18 protein-coding genes, 1 tRNA gene and 1 pseudogene are annotated in these 16,056 nt (G+C 38.3%); 16 read left to right on the plus strand and 4 right to left on the minus strand.

What is annotated here, in order from left to right; translation table 11 throughout:
- The first annotated feature begins 4 nt into the window (after positions 1-4).
- The gene (locus SP60_RS08405) at positions 5-181 is read left to right on the plus strand and encodes a hypothetical protein (protein WP_158403354.1); all 177 of its coding nucleotides are present in this window, start codon (positions 5-7) and stop codon (positions 179-181) included.
- A gap of 7 nt (positions 182-188) precedes the next feature.
- On the opposite strand, the gene SP60_RS07460 is transcribed toward SP60_RS08405, so the two are convergent.
- From SP60_RS07460 to SP60_RS07470, 3 genes are read right to left on the minus strand one after another with little or no spacing between them, the layout of a single operon-like run.
- Positions 189-518 (minus strand): DMT family transporter, encoded by a 330-nt coding sequence (locus SP60_RS07460; protein WP_053952029.1) that lies wholly within the window; start codon positions 516-518, stop codon positions 189-191.
- Complete coding sequence (locus SP60_RS07465; RefSeq protein WP_053952030.1) at positions 515-1,060, minus strand: haloacid dehalogenase-like hydrolase; 546 nt, start codon at positions 1,058-1,060, stop codon at positions 515-517. The genes SP60_RS07460 and SP60_RS07465 overlap by 4 nt, the downstream gene beginning before the upstream one ends.
- Complete coding sequence (locus SP60_RS07470) at positions 1,057-2,910, minus strand: ATP-binding cassette domain-containing protein (RefSeq protein ID WP_053952031.1); 1,854 nt, start codon at positions 2,908-2,910, stop codon at positions 1,057-1,059. The genes SP60_RS07465 and SP60_RS07470 overlap by 4 nt, the downstream gene beginning before the upstream one ends.
- 62 nt (positions 2,911-2,972) lie before the next feature.
- On the opposite strand from SP60_RS07470, the gene SP60_RS07475 reads away from it, so the two are divergent.
- From SP60_RS07475 to SP60_RS07545, 15 genes and pseudogenes are all read left to right on the plus strand, one after another.
- Positions 2,973-3,440, plus strand: coding sequence for a cytochrome c-type biogenesis protein (locus SP60_RS07475; RefSeq protein WP_082319665.1), 468 nt, complete (start codon positions 2,973-2,975; stop codon positions 3,438-3,440).
- A complete protein-coding gene (locus SP60_RS07480) occupies positions 3,437-3,835 on the plus strand; it encodes a secondary thiamine-phosphate synthase enzyme YjbQ (protein WP_053952032.1) in 399 nt (132 codons plus the stop codon). Before SP60_RS07475 ends, SP60_RS07480 begins: the two co-directional genes overlap by 4 nt.
- Positions 3,832-4,497 carry a tetratricopeptide repeat protein gene (locus SP60_RS07485; RefSeq protein ID WP_053952033.1) on the plus strand — a complete coding sequence of 222 codons (666 nt, stop codon included), beginning with the start codon at positions 3,832-3,834 and terminating at the stop codon, positions 4,495-4,497. The genes SP60_RS07480 and SP60_RS07485 overlap by 4 nt, the downstream gene beginning before the upstream one ends.
- A gap of 4 nt (positions 4,498-4,501) precedes the next feature.
- Complete coding sequence (gene lysS, locus SP60_RS07490; protein WP_053952034.1) at positions 4,502-5,992, plus strand: lysine--tRNA ligase; 1,491 nt, start codon at positions 4,502-4,504, stop codon at positions 5,990-5,992.
- Positions 5,989-6,657: a (d)CMP kinase gene (cmk, locus tag SP60_RS07495; RefSeq protein WP_053952035.1), complete on the plus strand. Its 669-nt coding sequence runs from the start codon at positions 5,989-5,991 to the stop codon at positions 6,655-6,657. The genes lysS and cmk overlap by 4 nt, the downstream gene beginning before the upstream one ends.
- Before the next feature lie 94 nt (positions 6,658-6,751).
- Entirely contained in the window at positions 6,752-8,428 is a 1,677-nt protein-coding gene (gene rpsA, locus SP60_RS07500) for a 30S ribosomal protein S1 (RefSeq protein WP_053952036.1), read from the plus strand.
- A gap of 39 nt (positions 8,429-8,467) precedes the next feature.
- A pseudogene (locus SP60_RS07505) lies at positions 8,468-8,770 on the plus strand (HU family DNA-binding protein); the annotation flags it as partial.
- A 71-nt stretch (positions 8,771-8,841) separates the two neighbouring features.
- A tRNA-Lys gene (locus SP60_RS07510) sits at positions 8,842-8,917 on the plus strand.
- A gap of 403 nt (positions 8,918-9,320) precedes the next feature.
- On the plus strand, positions 9,321-10,676 hold the full coding sequence (locus SP60_RS07515) for a hypothetical protein (RefSeq protein ID WP_053952038.1): 1,356 nt from the start codon (positions 9,321-9,323) through the stop codon (positions 10,674-10,676).
- Between the two features lies 1 nt (position 10,677).
- The gene (locus SP60_RS07520) at positions 10,678-11,841 is read left to right on the plus strand and encodes a tetratricopeptide repeat protein (protein WP_158403356.1); all 1,164 of its coding nucleotides are present in this window, start codon (positions 10,678-10,680) and stop codon (positions 11,839-11,841) included.
- Positions 11,842-11,854: 13 nt separating this feature from the next.
- On the plus strand, positions 11,855-12,784 hold the full coding sequence (locus SP60_RS07525; protein WP_053952040.1) for a heparin lyase I family protein: 930 nt from the start codon (positions 11,855-11,857) through the stop codon (positions 12,782-12,784).
- A 314-nt stretch (positions 12,785-13,098) separates the two neighbouring features.
- The gene (locus tag SP60_RS07530) at positions 13,099-13,566 is read left to right on the plus strand and encodes a hypothetical protein (protein ID WP_053952041.1); all 468 of its coding nucleotides are present in this window, start codon (positions 13,099-13,101) and stop codon (positions 13,564-13,566) included.
- A gap of 100 nt (positions 13,567-13,666) precedes the next feature.
- Positions 13,667-14,149 carry an FKBP-type peptidyl-prolyl cis-trans isomerase gene (locus SP60_RS07535; protein WP_053952042.1) on the plus strand — a complete coding sequence of 161 codons (483 nt, stop codon included), beginning with the start codon at positions 13,667-13,669 and terminating at the stop codon, positions 14,147-14,149.
- A gap of 22 nt (positions 14,150-14,171) precedes the next feature.
- On the plus strand, positions 14,172-14,813 hold the full coding sequence (locus SP60_RS07540) for a class I SAM-dependent methyltransferase (protein ID WP_053952043.1): 642 nt from the start codon (positions 14,172-14,174) through the stop codon (positions 14,811-14,813).
- The gene (locus tag SP60_RS07545; RefSeq protein ID WP_082319666.1) at positions 14,810-15,178 is read left to right on the plus strand and encodes a DUF423 domain-containing protein; all 369 of its coding nucleotides are present in this window, start codon (positions 14,810-14,812) and stop codon (positions 15,176-15,178) included. The genes SP60_RS07540 and SP60_RS07545 overlap by 4 nt, the downstream gene beginning before the upstream one ends.
- A gap of 72 nt (positions 15,179-15,250) precedes the next feature.
- Here the strand turns inward: SP60_RS07545 and SP60_RS07550 are convergent, their stop codons facing one another.
- The gene (locus tag SP60_RS07550; protein ID WP_053952044.1) at positions 15,251-16,009 is read right to left on the minus strand and encodes a DUF302 domain-containing protein; all 759 of its coding nucleotides are present in this window, start codon (positions 16,007-16,009) and stop codon (positions 15,251-15,253) included.
- Positions 16,010-16,056: the final 47 nt, after the last annotated feature.

Below are 16,056 nucleotides of genomic sequence, written 5' to 3' on the forward strand. Positions count from 1 at the left end.
AACTATGTTTTTAATTCGTCTTTTAATTATTGCTTTTATTGTTGGTTATTGTGTCTGGTTTATCAGCAATAAAGTATTAGGAAAAAATTTAAAAATAGCACGAGTGATTGCCGCAACTTTGATTGTTACGACAGTTATTTATCTGTTATTAGGCGGTTTGTCGTATTTGCTAGAAGGCTAATTTTTTGCTAAAGGTTATTGGCGCTTAAATGTAAGCCAATAACCCCAGCAACAATCAAAAGAATGCTAAAAAATTTCACAAAGCTAATAGATTCTTCGAAATACATAATACCAATCACAGTGATGAGTACTGTACCTAGTCCTGCCCAAATGGCATAAGCAATACCCATTTCAAACTTTTTTAAGGCCAAGGTTAAGGCGATAAATGATAAGGCATAGCAAACAAAGATTAGCACAGAGGGTAAGAGTTTGCTAAAACCATCTGAGAGTTTCATAGCAGTCGTGCCAGCCACTTCAAGAGCAATAGCCAATATTAAAAATAACCAAGCTTGACTCATGATGCTTTTTTGGAAATAAGTAGCGTGTTTAAATGGGCTGTGTGCTTGATAATTTTGTTAGTGACATTTACCAAAATTGACAAGTTTGACGCCTCCCAAACTGGCATATCGCGCATATGATCACCCATATAATCAAATCCCTTATGGCCAAAACGCTCAATAAGCTTATCAGCTTTATTGTGCGAAGATAGGTTGAAATCGGCATTACTAGCCATAACGTCATCAAACAAATCAATGTGTTTGGCAACGGCAAAAGCGTAGTCTTTGTGCGAAGCTGTTGCTAAAATAATGCTCGATCCTTGTTGTTTACGCTCATGAATATAATCAATGGTTTCTTGCAGGTAGGGTAGGCTAGATACGTCTACTGTAAAACGTTTAACCAGTTGATCTTTCAAATAACCCTTGCCTTTAAAAAACCAAAACGGATAAAGCAAAATCAGCCAAGGTTGTTTTTTAAGAGTACCTAGGGAAGATTCGTATAATAAGTCGGTGTTAATAAGGGTGTGGTCCAGGTCAACAATAAGCGGTATTTTTTTATTCATTCTAGCTCTCCCCATTGGTCAAAGTAGCGTTCTAAATCCGCTTCTAATCTGGCTAGGCGAATGAGTGCATCTTGCGATTCATCTGTTTGGAAAAATTCTGGGTCTGAGAGTAGCATCTGAATTTCTCCAATTTCAATTTCAGTTTTTTCAATTTTTTCAGGCAATTGCTTTAACGCTTGTTGTTGCTTGTAGTTAAGTTTCTTAGGGTTGTTAGCAGTTGAATTTTCAGCCTTTGGTTTGGGCTTTGTTTTGGTTTTTTGAGTCGCTACCTTGTCCTGTTTTTGAATCAGATAATCATCATAGCCACCTGCATATTGATTAATAACACCATCTCCATCGAGTACCACAGTTGAGCCAACAACATTATTTAAAAAAGTTCGATCGTGAGAAATTAAAATCAGTGTGCCTTTGTAATCCACCAGCATTTCTTCTAGAAGCTCGAGGGTTTCTACATCTAAATCATTGGTGGGCTCATCAAGCACAAGCAGGTTGGCAGGTTGAGATAGGATTTTAGCGAGCATGAGTCGATTCTTCTCGCCACCAGAAAACATCCTAATTGGTGCCATGGCTTGCTTGCCTGTGAATAAAAACTGGCGTAAATAACCGATAATATGCTTACTCTTGCCGCCAATATCAATATGTTCACGACCGCCAGAGACAAAGTCCATGGCTTTCATATTTGGATCAAGATTATCACGCATTTGATCAAAATAGGCGAGTTGAATGGTTTTGGAGCGTCGTATTGTGCCCTTGGTTGGCTGTAGTTCGTCTAGTAGTAGCTTGATGAATGTAGATTTACCGCTACCATTGCCACCAATGATGCCAATTTTCTCACCTTTTAAAACCAACATTGAGAAGTCTTTGACCAGCTCCAAACCTGCTATTTCATAGGAAATTTTTCTCACTTCAAAGACGACTTTTGAAGCCCTATTTTCATCTTCTAAAGCATGAATTTTAACGTTGCCTTTTTTCGCACGACGATCAGTGAAAGATTTGCGCATAGACTCTAAAGACCGAACCCTGCCTTCATTTCGGGTGCGACGAGCTTTAATACCTTGGCGAATCCAAACTTCTTCTTGAGCCAGTTTTTTATCAAAGCGAGCATTGGCAATCTCCTCAGCATGAAGCTGTTCATCTTTACGTTTTACATAAGCTTTGTAGTCGCATTCAAAGACACTTAAACGTCCTCGATCAAGATCAAAAACTTTGTTCACAATGCCGGCAATGAATGAGCGGTCATGACTAATAATAACCAGGGTTCCGTGGTATTCCTTTAGCATGCGTTCCAAATCCAAAATGGCAGTAATATCCATATGGTTGGTTGGCTCGTCTAGTAATAGTACGTCAGGCTCTTGAATTAAAGCGCGTGCTAACATAACGCGACGCCTCCAGCCGCCTGATAAAGTGGCAAGCGAGGTTTGTGGATTGAGTGAAAATCGATTAAGAATAGCCTCGATTTTGTGTAAGTATTGCCAACCATCGAGCTGGTCAATTTTCTGTTGAAAATCACCAGCTTTATCAAGCTCACCAATATGAATAAAATGTTGATATTGAGCGATAATATCGCCAATTTCACCCAAACCTTCAGACACAATATTAAACAGAATTTTGTCATTGTCTTCAGGTGGCATTTGCTCTAAAAAGCTAATTTTTATGCCATTTTTAACCTTTAATTTGCCATCATCGGGCTCGATAGAGCCAGCTAAAATGCGCATAAAGGTTGATTTTCCTTCGCCATTTCGACCAATCAGAGCGATTTTGTCACCTTTTAAGATGGTGGAGCTAACCTCGTTGAGTATGGGCTTATCTGAAAAACTCAAAGAAATTTTATCAAGTGTAATTAATGGCATGGGTCTCCTTTTACATCCGTCGAGAAGTGTAAAATCTAGGTTTTAGTGTTCATAAATAGCGTATGCGAAATTTTACCCAAACAACAGCCCTATTTAAAAGAGTTGCCCTATGTATTGCATTATTAGCTTTTCAGCCAGCTTTCGGCGAAAGTATTGAGGCAAATAGCTTTAAAAATGAGGCTCACGAACAAAGATATCGCAGCTTGATTGATGAAATACGTTGCCCAGTTTGTCAGGGGCAAAGTATTGGTGGCTCGAATGCTGGGCTGGCAAAAGATTTGCGTGAAAAAGTACGCGAGCTTATTATTGATGATCAAACAGACGACAGCATTCGCCGATATATGACTGATCGTTATGGCGATTTTGTAGTGTTTAAGCCGCCAATGAATAAAAATACCTATTTATTATGGTACGCACCTTTTGTATTTTTAGCGCTAGGCTTGTTTTTCTTTATTCGCTCATTAGGTAAAAAGCCCTCTAACACCTCTGGGGTGGTCGACACACAAAAAGCCAGGGATTTACTTAAGTGAGTCAAACGTTAATTGTCAGCACTCAAGGTCGTGGTGTAATAGATATTACTGCCCAGGTCAATGCACAACTTAAAAAGGCTGACGCTCAATTGTGCCATGTGTTTGTAACTCATACCTCTGCATCACTTATTATTACCGGCAATGAGGATCCTGATTTACTGCTTGATGTTGAAGATTATTTTAAAAAACAAGTGGCAGATGCAGATCCAAATTATCGTCATAAAGGCCAAGGTGACCTTGATATGTCGGGTCATATCAGATCGATTCTAACAGGTGAGGCTAAAACCATTCCGATAATTAATGGTAAGCTGGCTTTGGGTAAATTCCAAGGCTTGTATTTATATGAACATCGTTCTGGCAACAACACCCGTAAACTAATTATTACTGAGTTATGAGTAACGAGACAGAACTGAGCAATTTAATGGTGAGTGCTTACACACACCAGAAAAATAATGACCTTTCTCTGGCGATTCAAGCGTGGAATGAATTAATTAACCATACAAGTGCAGATGAGACTCTTAAGGCTAATGCGTACCTAAGTTTGGGCAATTTACATCAACTGCAAGGTAATGACGATTTAGCTATTGAAAGTATGTCGAGCGCCATTAAAGCGAACCCAAATAGTGCTGAGGCTTATTTTTGTCTAGCTTACCTCGAACAAGAAAAAGAAAACTTTGACTCGGCTATAGAATACTTTGAGAAAGCCATCACGCTTAAGAACACTGACAGCGGCGCCTTTAATAATTTGGGTAATTGTTATGATCGACTAGAGCGAAGCGAGGAGGCAATAGGGGCTTACTCGCAAGCGATTAGCTTGGATGGTAACTATATAGCCGCTATTTATAATCGGGGTAATGCCTATATTAAATCTGCTAAAGATGATTTAGCATTGAATGATTTAAATAAAGCCATTGAATTGGATGCAAATTTTTACCAAGCCTATTATAATCGTGGCACTTTGCACAAGCGCTTAGGTAATGCAGTTCAATCTGAACAAGATTTGACCAAAGCAAAAACCCTAGCACAACAAGAATTAGAAACTAAAACACAACATTAAAATCATGAGTGACCAAGACAACAACAAGCTAATTGCTGAAAGAAAATCAAAACTGGATAAATTAAGAGAGGCGGGCAATCCATTTGTCAACGATTTTAAACCTGAGAATTTGGCGCAAAATATCTTAAGTGACTATGATCAATTTTCTAAAGAAGAATTAGAAGAGAAGTCAGTCAAAGTCTCAATTGCAGGGCGTATGATGCTTAAGCGCGTTATGGGTAAAGCCAGCTTTGCAACGTTGCAAGATTCTAGTGGCAAAATTCAAATATTTGTCACTCGTGATGAACTGCCTGAAGGTTTTTATAACGAACAGTTTAAAAAATGGGATATTGGTGATATTTTGGCCACGACGGGCACTTTGTTTAAAACCAACGTGGGTGAGTTGTCAGTGCGTGTTGATAGTATTAAGCTATTAACCAAATCACTCAGACCTTTGCCGGAGAAATTTCACGGCCTGTCAGATCAAGAAGTTAGGTATCGTCAACGCTATGTTGACTTAATTACCAATGAGCAAACTCGCGCTACATTTAAACGTCGTAGTGCAATTGTGTCTTATATTCGTAATTTCTTTAATGATGCTGACTTTATGGAAGTCGAAACACCAATGTTACAAACCATTCCTGGTGGTGCCACAGCTAAGCCGTTTGAAACGCATCATAACGCCTTAGATATGCAAATGTTTTTGCGTATTGCGCCAGAGCTTTATCTCAAGCGCTTGGTGGTTGGTGGCATGGATAGGGTGTTTGAAATTAATCGTAACTTCAGAAACGAGGGCTTGTCAACGCGCCATAATCCAGAGTTTACTATGATTGAGTTTTATCAAGCCTACGCCACTTATCATGACCTAATGGATTTAACGGAAAAACTATTTCGCGGCATTGCTGTGGATGTCTGTGGCAGTTCAACTATTCATTATCAAGGTGATGATTTTGATTTCTCCAAAGCGTTTAATCGTATTAGCGTGTTTGATTCTATTCTTAAATACAATCCTAATTTCAAGGCAGATGATTTAAACGAGGCTAACGCCAAAGCAACTGCTGAAACATTAGGCATAGAGGTTAAGGATAATTGGGGTTTGGGCAAGATTCAAATTGAAATTTTTGAAAAAACAGTAGAAGAAAAGCTCATGCAGCCAACTTTCATTACTGAGTATCCAACAGAAGTCTCGCCTTTAGCAAGGCGCAATGACGACAATCCATTTATCACTGATCGATTCGAGCTATTTATTGGCGGACGCGAAATTGCCAATGGCTTTTCCGAGCTAAATGATGCACAAGATCAAGCTCAGCGATTTAAAGCGCAAGTGGCTGAAAAGGATGCAGGCGATGATGAAGCCATGCATTATGACAGCGACTATATTCGTGCACTCGAATACGGTATGCCGCCAACAGCAGGTGAAGGTATTGGTATCGACCGATTGGTTATGCTATTTACCGATTCGCCATCAATTCGTGACGTGTTGTTATTTCCTCACATGAGGCCGGAAGTTAAATGAGTGCACCGGTACTAACCATTGACGGTCCTAGTGGCGTTGGAAAAGGTACGGTCGCTCGCGTTATTGCACAGCAACAAGGCTGGCATTTATTAGATTCTGGCGCTATTTATCGTGCTTTTGCCTTGGCAGTCGATGCTAGAAATATTGATGTAGCTGATGAAAAAGCATTGGAGGAAATTGCTAAAAATCTAGATTTAGCCTTTAAAACTCACCAAGATAGTGAATTGGTTAGTGTGTACTTAGATGGTAAAGATGTATCTAGTGTTTTACGCACCGAGCAAACGGGTGAAATGGCCTCTCGCATCGCCTCTATTGGTGTGGTGCGTAGTGCATTGTTAAAGCGTCAGCAAGACTTTGCAGTAGCCCCTGGCTTGGTAGCTGACGGGCGTGATATGGGCACAGTAGTGTTTCAAGAGGCAGCGTTTAAAGTCTACCTTACAGCGAGTAGTGCGGCGCGTTCTAATAGACGCCTAAAACAATTGCAAGTACAAGGTCACAAGGGTATAATGTCGCAGATCTTAGCAGAGGTTGAGGCGCGTGATGCGCGTGATAGTTCACGCAAACATTCTCCTTTAAAACCTGCAAAAGACGCCCTTATCATTGATACCACTGAGTTATCATTGGATGAGGTAGTCGCTCAAGTGAGCGCATTGGTTAAAGCTTAAGCGGTTAAGCTTTATAAATAAACTAACCCGATATGCATTAGGCGAACACCGTAAATAGCCTAAAAAATTACCGGTCAATATCAAAGAAGAAACTATGTCAGAATCATTTGCTGAGCTGTTTGAGAACAGCGTAGAACAACAAAACGTAAAAGTAGGTGCCTTATTAATGGGTACCGTAGTTAGCATTAATCGTGAAAAAGCGATTGTAAATGTTGGACTAAAATCAGAGGGTTTTATCTCTCTAGACGAATTTAAAAACCCAAAAGGTGAATTAGAGGTTGCAGAAGGCGATATTGTAGAAGTCGCTCTTAAATCAATCGACGATGGCCTGGGTAATACATTATTGTCACATGCTGATGCGAAGCGCATCAAGCTATGGCAATCACTAGAAACAGCAATGAATTCTAAAGAAGTGGTAACAGGTATTGTTACTGGCGCTGTTAAAGGTGGTCTTACAGTTGATATTGGCGTTGTTAAAGCATTCTTACCGGGTTCACTAGTTGATGTTCGCCCTGTGAAAGATTTCTCATACCTTACAGGTCAAGAAATTGAAGCTATCGTTATCAAGATGGACGAAGTTAGAAACAACATCGTTATTTCTAGAAAAGCAGTTATGCAAGAAGCTAACTCAGCTGATCGTGAAGCATTACTTGAAACACTTGAAGAAGGTAAAGAGATCGAAGGTATTGTTAAGAACTTGGCTGACTACGGTGCATTTGTTGATCTTGGTGGTGTTGATGGCTTATTACACATTACAGATATTTCATGGACGCGTGTTAACCACCCATCTGAGAAGCTTACAATTGGCGACAAAATTAAAGTTAAGGTTCTTAACTACGATAAAGAGAAGATGCGTGTATCACTAGGTCTTAAGCAGCTTACTGCCAGTCCTTGGGATAGTATTTCTGATCGTTTACCAATCGGCAAGAAAGTAACTGGTACTGTTTCTAACCTGACAGATTACGGAGCGTTTGTACGCATCGAAGATGGCGTTGAAGGTTTGGTTCACGTTTCAGAAATGGATTGGACAAATGCCAATGCTCGCCCTTCTAAGATTGTTAAGCTAGGTCAAGAAGTTGACGTGGTTATCTTGGATGTACAAGAATCTAAGCACCGTATTTCATTGTCAATGAAGCAAGCTTTAGAAAATCCTTGGGAAGCATTTGAAGCAACACAAAACAAAGGCGACAAGATTATTGTTAATGTTAAGTCAATTACTGACTTTGGTTTATTCGTTGGCCTGCAAGGCGGTATCGATGGCCTAATTCACTTGGCTGATATCTCTTGGGATAAGCAGTCTTCTGAAGAGTTAGTATCTAGCTATTCAAAAGGTCAAGAATTAGAAGTTGTTATTCTTAATATTGATGCAGAAAAAGAGCGTATCTCTTTAGGTATTAAGCAGCTTGCTGAAGATGACTTCATGCAGTATGCATCAGCTAATAAGAAAGGCGCTATTGTTAAAGGTACGATCTTAGAGGTTGATCCACGCGGCGCTGTAATTCAGCTTGCTGATGATATTACTGGCTACTTAAAAGCGGGTGAGATCTCACAAGAACGTGTTGAAGATGCAACAACAGTGTTGAAGACGGGTGCTGAAGTTGAAGTGGTTATTATGAATGTTGATAGAAGATCTCGTAATGTTTCAGTTAGTATAAAAGCTAAAGATTCAGTTGAAGAGCAAGCAGCTATGGCAGACTACAATAAGCAATCTTCTGATGAGGCAACAGGCTCAACATTAGGCGACTTACTTAAGCAAGCAAAAGATAAGTAAATCTTATTGATTGAAAAGGCCGCTGAGTAGCAATACAAGGCGGCCTTTTTTTATGGTGAAATCATGAAAAAAACCGATTTAGTTCAAACCTTAACTGAAAATAACAACCTGCAAAAATCCGATGTTAAATTGGCAGTTGACTGTATCTTGGAAAAGATTACCCAGTCGATTGTATCGGGCGAGGGGGTTGAGATTAGAGGTTTTGGCGGTTTTTTAAAAAAACATCGAAAAGCCCGCCAAGGTATTAATCCAAAAACCTGCGAAAGAACACAGGTAGAGGAGAAATACGTGCCATTTTTTAAGCCGGGAAAAAGCTTAAAAGAAATGGTAAATAAAGGCTAATTTTTGATTGTTTTTAAATAGAGATAATGTATAATTTCACTTTTTGCACTTAGTGTTGAAAAAACCAATAGGGGGCGTTAGCTCAGTTGGTAGAGCATCGGACTTTTAATCCGCTGGTCGAGCGTTCAAATCGCTCACGCCCCACCATATTATTTAATGTTTTAATTCCTTAAAACCGCTTAAAACCCTCAAAAACCCCTTAAAACACACTCCATGCAATCTTTTTGTATGGCGTTTTTTGGCGTTTTATTAGTGCGGATAGTTGTCCAATAGTCTTATAGAGCTGTTTAGGCCGATATAGAATGCTTTAGGCTTGTTTGTGTTGTCTTAAAATAAGTAAGTGGCAACATAATGACAACGCCAAATTAATTTTCAAGCTTTATTGGGTGATTTTTCTTGTATTTAAGATAAGTGAAGATAGTGTTAATACACAACTTGAAGGGTGCCTAAGATTGGCTGACCACTACACGTGAATTTTTACACATTCACGATAGAGTAATTTTTCATATAGACTATTTTGACTTATTATTGTTAAGCGTATAATGGATTCATGAAGCGTATAAAAATTATGGCAGTTGTAATAACAGTACTCAGCTTTAACTCTGTTAGATCTGAGTTGCCAAGTAGTATCCAGCATAAATTAATGGACTTATCAGGTGTAATATCGATTACCAATATTCCAAAATTAGAGACAACAGTTCAACGCAATCAATTTTTTGATAACTATTCAGCATTATCGATACCAGATATTAAAACTATTGATCAAACACAGTTACAAAATATTCAAACCTTTTCTCCTAGTCATAGAAAGATTAGTTTGGGCGGTCTATATAAAATTAAAGATATTACTTCTGGATTGGTATTACAAGATGTAACAGTAACACCTGAAGACTTTAAAGGTATTGGTATGCAAGATGGGAAGATTGTAGTTCCTAATATAGCCGATAAGAGTCAACAAGTTAAAGATATTTTAGAAGCCACAAACACTATTCTTCAAGAGGTAAAGAGTCTTAATCAGAAAGAGTTAAATTCATTAAAGCTAACCATTTCTGATATGAGGAATATGCAGAAGATTATGCCAATAATTCAACAGCAATTAGACGGATCTACATTTAAGGACGAAAAGATAAATGGCGTAAGTGCAGATGTTGATGCGATGACTGCTGAGATGAGCAATGCAAAGAAAGAGCTGTTCACTTTGATCCCCAACCTTACATTTGCTGATTTTGATCAAATGGCTAATGCTGGCGTGTCTACAAATGGAAAACTTATTTTACCTAACTATAATAAAGATACTGCTAGTAACAATCTTAACAGGTTTATTGAGATATCTAATCAGGGCTCTAAATATGTTGATGCGGAGTTATTGTCTGCCACACCTTCTTTGGCTGATATAAATACATTCTCAGGCCAGCCACATACATTTGTAATGAAAGGCCCCGAGTCAGTCACAGGAAAGAAAAATGGATTTTTGAATATTGTGCCCGATCTTGGAATGGCCGCCAAAATCTTTGATTCTAATTTAAGTTCTGCAGTGACATCTGCGGTGCCAGTATTTAATTGGGATAACAACTCAGGATCCTTATTGACAGCCAATACAGCTAATGGGCTTTCAGGGGCTCAGTTGTTATCAGCAGTAGCTGATACCAGCCTATATAATACCAATCTAGTGTCTGCGAATACAGGCCCAAGTGCATTTGAGTATATGAGTAATACATCTTTTGCAACGTTTGAAACCTTTCAGGATAAGCCGCTCCTTCCTTTTCCAAATATGAGCTTAAATAATGATCTCGGAGGGCTTTGCCCTATAGGAACAGCCTGTAGACAAAAGCTTTCAATTGGTGATTTGAATGGGGCATTTAATGAGATGATGAATAATCTTCCAGAGGATGCAAGGCCTAGATAATATGAATTATAAGTCTATTCTATCAGTAGCTATATCGTTCTATTTGGTACAAGGTGTTGCAATGGCAAATAATGACATCGTTGCTTTGTTTAAGCAAGGTATTACAGAGAGTTCTAAGGGTAACTGCAAAGAAGCAATCCCATATTTTGAGTCAGCTTTGGAAATTGATCAGAATATTAATCGTATTCAAATTGAGCTGGCTAAGTGCTTATATTTAACTGGAGATAGTAAGAGGGCAAAAGAGTACTTTACTAAGTCTCTTGACTATCCGAATGATATTGCAGTGCAGCAAAGTATCTTACTATTTCTACAAGAAATCTCAAAGAAAGAGCCTGTGGTTAGATGGAGTGCTAGCTTAGTATACGATAGTAATCCAACAGGGTCTTCAGATATCGACAGTATTAATATCAACGGCATTCAGTACAATGTTGACTCAAAGCCAAAAGCTAGTTGGGGCGCTAATTTAACTCACTATACTAAGAATAGACCGTTTAAAGATTCAGACTATTTTGTAGAAACTATTGCTAGCACTGCTTATTTTGATAAACATGATAACACTCAAGTTTCGGCTGATATTAATCTTGGCAAGGAAGTTATGATTAGTCCGTCCTCTTTAATGACGGTTAAAGGACTATATAACAAGACATATTATCAGGGCGATCACTTGCTCGATAGTACAGGTATCAATGCAACTATATACCATCAGCTTGATGGTGGCAATACTGGAATATACGGACTTACCATTAAAGATTTTGATTACACTGAATCACGTTCTGCATATTCTGGCACTGATAAGAAATTTCAGTTTGGAATCAATACACAGCCTAAAGACGGGGTCAGTTACTTTGGAGAGGTTTCTTATGCGACATATTCAGCTGATAGAAATAGTGACAGCAACAAAACACGTGGCTTACAATTTAATGCCTCTGGAGATGTAGTTTCAGCGTTGATAGGTCTATCTAAGGTTGAGTATGACGGTATTGATGAGACGTACAGCGTGGTGCGTGACGATACTAAGAGAAAGGTTGAATTTACTATAAAGCCTAAAACCCAATTCATTAACGATCTTAACCTGAATATTGTTTTAGGATACAGCGAGACTGACTCAAATATAGCTAGCTACACTTCTAACAAGTCATACGTCTATTTTAAGAAGCCTTTGTAGGTAGGAGCTAATAATGTTCAAATTAATATCAATAAAAAATAAGCTGCGTTTGAATATATCAGTGCCTTTCCTTCTTTTATTGTCACTCAATAGTTATTCCATTGGTGTAAATAAAGACACAACAATTAATCATGTTATTAGTCATTCAAAACCTTATGGCTATATAACTAGTTCTGACATTGTGAGAAAAGGTAAAGAGTCACAACGATTTGAAATTCGACATGGCGATTGTGGATATGATAAGGATTGGAATGATTGTGAAAATGATAGGCGACGAATTGAAAGATATTTAAAACCTGTTTTATCTGAAAAACCTGAAGGGGTTGTTTGGTACTCATGGAGTATGTATTTACCTGAGGATTTTGAACAACTACACCCCACAAATACAACACTTGGTCAAGTAAAAATTCATGGATATGGTGAGCCTCTTTGGTACATAAATGCTAGAAAGAAAGGTATTAAAATTAGGTTTGACGCATCTAAGCAAAAATGTAGATTGATTAAATTTGAAGATGCCATTGGGAAATGGACGGACTTCTTAATGAAAGTTGATTACAGTACTAATGAAGAAAATTACAAATCATATTCTGAAATTTATGTAAACGGTAAGCATAAAGATTGTGAAATAAATGAACCTGTATTAACTAAAGAAGTTTTAAGAAATAGAAACAAAAGAAAAACATTGAAAATTAACTTTAGATATGGAATATATAACTCATATGTTTCGAAGTGGCTAGATGAGCATAAGAATAAAGATGTTGATACCAAAGGATGGTCACATTTACACGCAGAGTCTGGAATGATTGTTAACAGTGTAACCAATAAACCGTGGGAATTTGATTGGGGTGTTAAGTTGCCAACCCAGGTGATTTATTATGATGAAGTTAGGGTTGGATCAACACGAGAGGATGTTGATATTTATATGAATGGTCCAGTAGACTGACATTCGATATATTGGTATAATATTTTCAGAAGCAAAGAGTCGTAATATGGTGATCAAGAAGGCGGATTAATTAAAGTTGAAAAAGATTAAAAGTGGCAACATAATGACAACAAGAAACCGCTTTAAACGCCTTATATCATTTTAAAGTGATAAAAAAGTGCTTTAGTAGGGCGGTATAGGGCGTTTTTAGATGTTCTAGGCAAGTCTTTTAATCCGCTGGTCGAGCGTTCAAATCGCTCACGCCCCACCATATTACTAAAGGCTTTCAAGCGATTGAGAGCTTTTTTTTCGTCTATAAAATAGACGTTTTTTTAATGGATAAAAGTTATTTAAAGATGAAAAATACAGACGTAGTTTTAAACACTGATAGTCAAACTAATGAACAACTTTGGCAAATAGCAATAGATTGGGCAACGTTCCCAGGTGATTGGATTATCTCAACGCTTGCTAATATGGATATAGGGGCTTATTTGGGTTTTGTTGAGGCGGATGTAGATGGCACTATTTCTGTTGCTATATCAGTGGTTTTGACACCGCTGATTATCTTTTTACTGATTTACCCTTTTAAAAATCTTGTTGATGTAATTTTGCATTGCAAGAGGCATGAGCTAAAAAAAGATCGCATCAAATGCAAAACTGGATTTTTGGTATTGGCGTTATTTCTGCTTGCTTTGATGGTTAAGCAATATCCTATTGAACCTTGGATTCAAAATAGTGCATTTGGTATATTTGTTATCTCATGGATTGTTTGGTTTTCACAGGGTAGATGGTTGAATAAATAACATTCATCCCTATATAGTAATCAAGCCAATTTTAGGCGCCTGCAATCTTGTAGGTTTTATATCAATTAACCTAGGCTTTAGCCACTTAAGGAGAAAAATAATGACTGTAAAAAAAGATGCCGTAGTTGAAATGCATTACACTTTAAAAAACGACGCGGGTGAGGTGATTGACTCATCACAAGGCAAAGAGCCTATGCCATTTATCCAAGGCCACGGTAATATTATTCCAGGTTTGGAAAAGGCTTTAGAGGGTAAAAAAGTTGGTGAAACTTGCGATGTATCAGTGGCTCCTGAAGATGGCTATGGCGTTCATCATGAAGAGGGTATTCAAGAGATTCCAAAGGAAGCATTACAAGGTATTGACAATATAGAAGTAGGCATGGAGCTTCAATCACAAGATGAGCAGGGTAATCCATTCATCGTTCGTGTAGAAAAAATTAATGAAGAGACGGTAACGATTAATGCTAATCACCCATTAGCAGGTGAAACACTACACTTTAATGTTAGCATTGAAAATGTGAGAGAGGCAACAGCAGATGAGTTAGAGCATGGTCATGTCCACTCTGGTTCTTGTTCACATTAATTAGACCTTCTGAGTTTGTATAATGGCTGAAGTTTACACCTGCCCATTATGCAACTCTAAACAAGTACAGTCTTATTATTCAAATGAAAATTCGAGCTACTGGCGTTGCTCAGAGTGTGAATTAGTTTTTCTCCCTAAGCGTTTTCATTTAAATAATATCGATGAAAAATCGCGCTATGATCTTCATCAAAACAATCCAAATGATGTTGGTTATCGGCGTTTTTTATCAACAATTTTTAATGCCGTTGAAAAACACCTGAAGCCTCATGCTAAAGGCCTCGACTTTGGCTGTGGCCCTGGGCCAACATTGTCACTTATGTTTGCAGAAAAAGGCTACTCAGTAGATTTGTTTGATAAATTCTACGCTGATAATCCAGATATCTTTAACAACCAATATGATTTTATAACTGCCACAGAGGTGGCAGAACATCTACAGGCGCCTGGGCAAGAGTTGAGCCGCTTGTACGATATGCTTAAACCCGGCGGTGTTTTGGCTATCATGACGAGCATGCTTAATAAGGGGATTGATTTTTCCACTTGGCATTACAAGAATGACCCTACTCATATTTGTTTTTTCAATCAAACCGGCATGCAACACTTGGCAAAAAAATGGGGTGCCAATGTTGAATTTGTTGGCTCAGATATAGGGCTATTTTTTAAATGAAAAAACTGTGGATTTTTGTTGGCTTAAGTGGTGCATTGGCCGTTATTGCGGGCGCTATGTCGGTACACTTATTGGCTGATATGCTGAGTGTTAAAGAACTGGCACGCATTCAAACCGCTGCCACTTATCAAATATATCACACCATTGTGCTGGCTGTACTGTGTGTTTATTATCAATTCAAACCTTTGTTTATTATTAAGCTTAGCTGCGTCTTATTTACTTTGGCGATTGTTTTATTTTCTGGTAGTTTGTATTTATATACAGCAAGTGCTTATCATCCTTTGGTATTTTTAACGCCAATAGGTGGTCTATTATTTATTCTAGGGTGGTTAAACTTAATCAGACTGGCTTTTGTAAAATCCTAATACTTGCACACAAGAACAAAGCCAAAAAAAAGCCTGAATTTGCAGGCTTTTTTTAACGAGTTTAGAAAAATGCTAGAAAGAGCCCTCTTTAGCGCCTTCAATAATCGCACTCATTTTTTCAGCCACATCCATAGCTGGGCCAAGCGCCGAATCAGGTAGATTCATTGCCTGCATGACATCTACATTCATACTCACCATTCTAATCTTGCCGTCCTTGCCTTCAACTACAGCAATCCGACAAGGTAAGATCACCGCGTAACGATCATCGATATCGGCAATTTTTCCAGCAGTTGCTGCGTCACAAATATTATGAATGGTTAAGTGGCGATAAGGCTTGCCCGTTACATTAGCAATCTGCTCACTGAGTGGAAACATCGCCACGTGCAAAATTGATTCATTAGTCGCCATGGATTTGATGGATTCATCAACTTCTGGGCCGCTAATACCTTCATCTACTTCAGTGATTTGTACCATTTGCAAAAACATCTCTGGGGTAATTTTAGCTGGCTCGTCGTCTGTTACTGATTGAACAGTCTCTTGCAAAGTGTTGCCTGCCGCTTTGGCAGCGTCCATGGGATTGAAGCCTCTATCCTGCCAATTGTGGCCACTATTAAATGGAGTAAAAGAATTCGATCCAGTATTAAAGTTAAAGGGGCGAGTGTTGCTAAAGGGGTTGAAATAGCTGTTGTTATTCCACGGCGTAAAGCTACTGTTATTATTAGGATAAGGGTTGTTGTAGTTAGTATTGTTCCAAGGATTCCAATTTTGAGCATTGGCAAGACTCATGCTAAGTGCGCTGGTTAATGCCAGAGTCAAGGTTAATTTCTTCATACTTCTCTCCTTTAGTTATATTATGATAAGGCTAAAGTGTAGCACAA

This window comes from Candidatus Thioglobus autotrophicus, from assembly GCF_001293165.1.
GTDB classification, from domain to species: Bacteria; Pseudomonadota; Gammaproteobacteria; order PS1; family Pseudothioglobaceae; genus Thioglobus_A; species Thioglobus_A autotrophicus.

Coding starts and splice junctions, on each gene's coding strand:
- SP60_RS07465 (WP_053952030.1), bottom strand. CDS start 1,060: ATGAATAAAAAAATACCGCTTATTGTTGACCTGGACCACACCCTTATT.
- SP60_RS07540 (WP_053952043.1), top strand. CDS start 14,172: ATGGCTGAAGTTTACACCTGCCCATTATGCAACTCTAAACAAGTACAG.
- SP60_RS07525 (WP_053952040.1), top strand. CDS start 11,855: ATGTTCAAATTAATATCAATAAAAAATAAGCTGCGTTTGAATATATCA.
- SP60_RS07515 (WP_053952038.1), top strand. CDS start 9,321: ATGAAGCGTATAAAAATTATGGCAGTTGTAATAACAGTACTCAGCTTT.
- cmk (WP_053952035.1), top strand. CDS start 5,989: ATGAGTGCACCGGTACTAACCATTGACGGTCCTAGTGGCGTTGGAAAA.
- SP60_RS07460 (WP_053952029.1), bottom strand. CDS start 518: ATGAGTCAAGCTTGGTTATTTTTAATATTGGCTATTGCTCTTGAAGTG.
- SP60_RS07475 (WP_082319665.1), top strand. CDS start 2,973: ATGCGAAATTTTACCCAAACAACAGCCCTATTTAAAAGAGTTGCCCTA.
- lysS (WP_053952034.1), top strand. CDS start 4,502: ATGAGTGACCAAGACAACAACAAGCTAATTGCTGAAAGAAAATCAAAA.
- rpsA (WP_053952036.1), top strand. CDS start 6,752: ATGTCAGAATCATTTGCTGAGCTGTTTGAGAACAGCGTAGAACAACAA.
- SP60_RS07470 (WP_053952031.1), bottom strand. CDS start 2,910: ATGCCATTAATTACACTTGATAAAATTTCTTTGAGTTTTTCAGATAAG.
- SP60_RS08405 (WP_158403354.1), top strand. CDS start 5: ATGTTTTTAATTCGTCTTTTAATTATTGCTTTTATTGTTGGTTATTGT.
- SP60_RS07520 (WP_158403356.1), top strand. CDS start 10,678: ATGAATTATAAGTCTATTCTATCAGTAGCTATATCGTTCTATTTGGTA.
- SP60_RS07485 (WP_053952033.1), top strand. CDS start 3,832: ATGAGTAACGAGACAGAACTGAGCAATTTAATGGTGAGTGCTTACACA.
- SP60_RS07530 (WP_053952041.1), top strand. CDS start 13,099: ATGGATAAAAGTTATTTAAAGATGAAAAATACAGACGTAGTTTTAAAC.
- SP60_RS07535 (WP_053952042.1), top strand. CDS start 13,667: ATGACTGTAAAAAAAGATGCCGTAGTTGAAATGCATTACACTTTAAAA.
- SP60_RS07545 (WP_082319666.1), top strand. CDS start 14,810: ATGAAAAAACTGTGGATTTTTGTTGGCTTAAGTGGTGCATTGGCCGTT.
- SP60_RS07550 (WP_053952044.1), bottom strand. CDS start 16,009: ATGAAGAAATTAACCTTGACTCTGGCATTAACCAGCGCACTTAGCATG.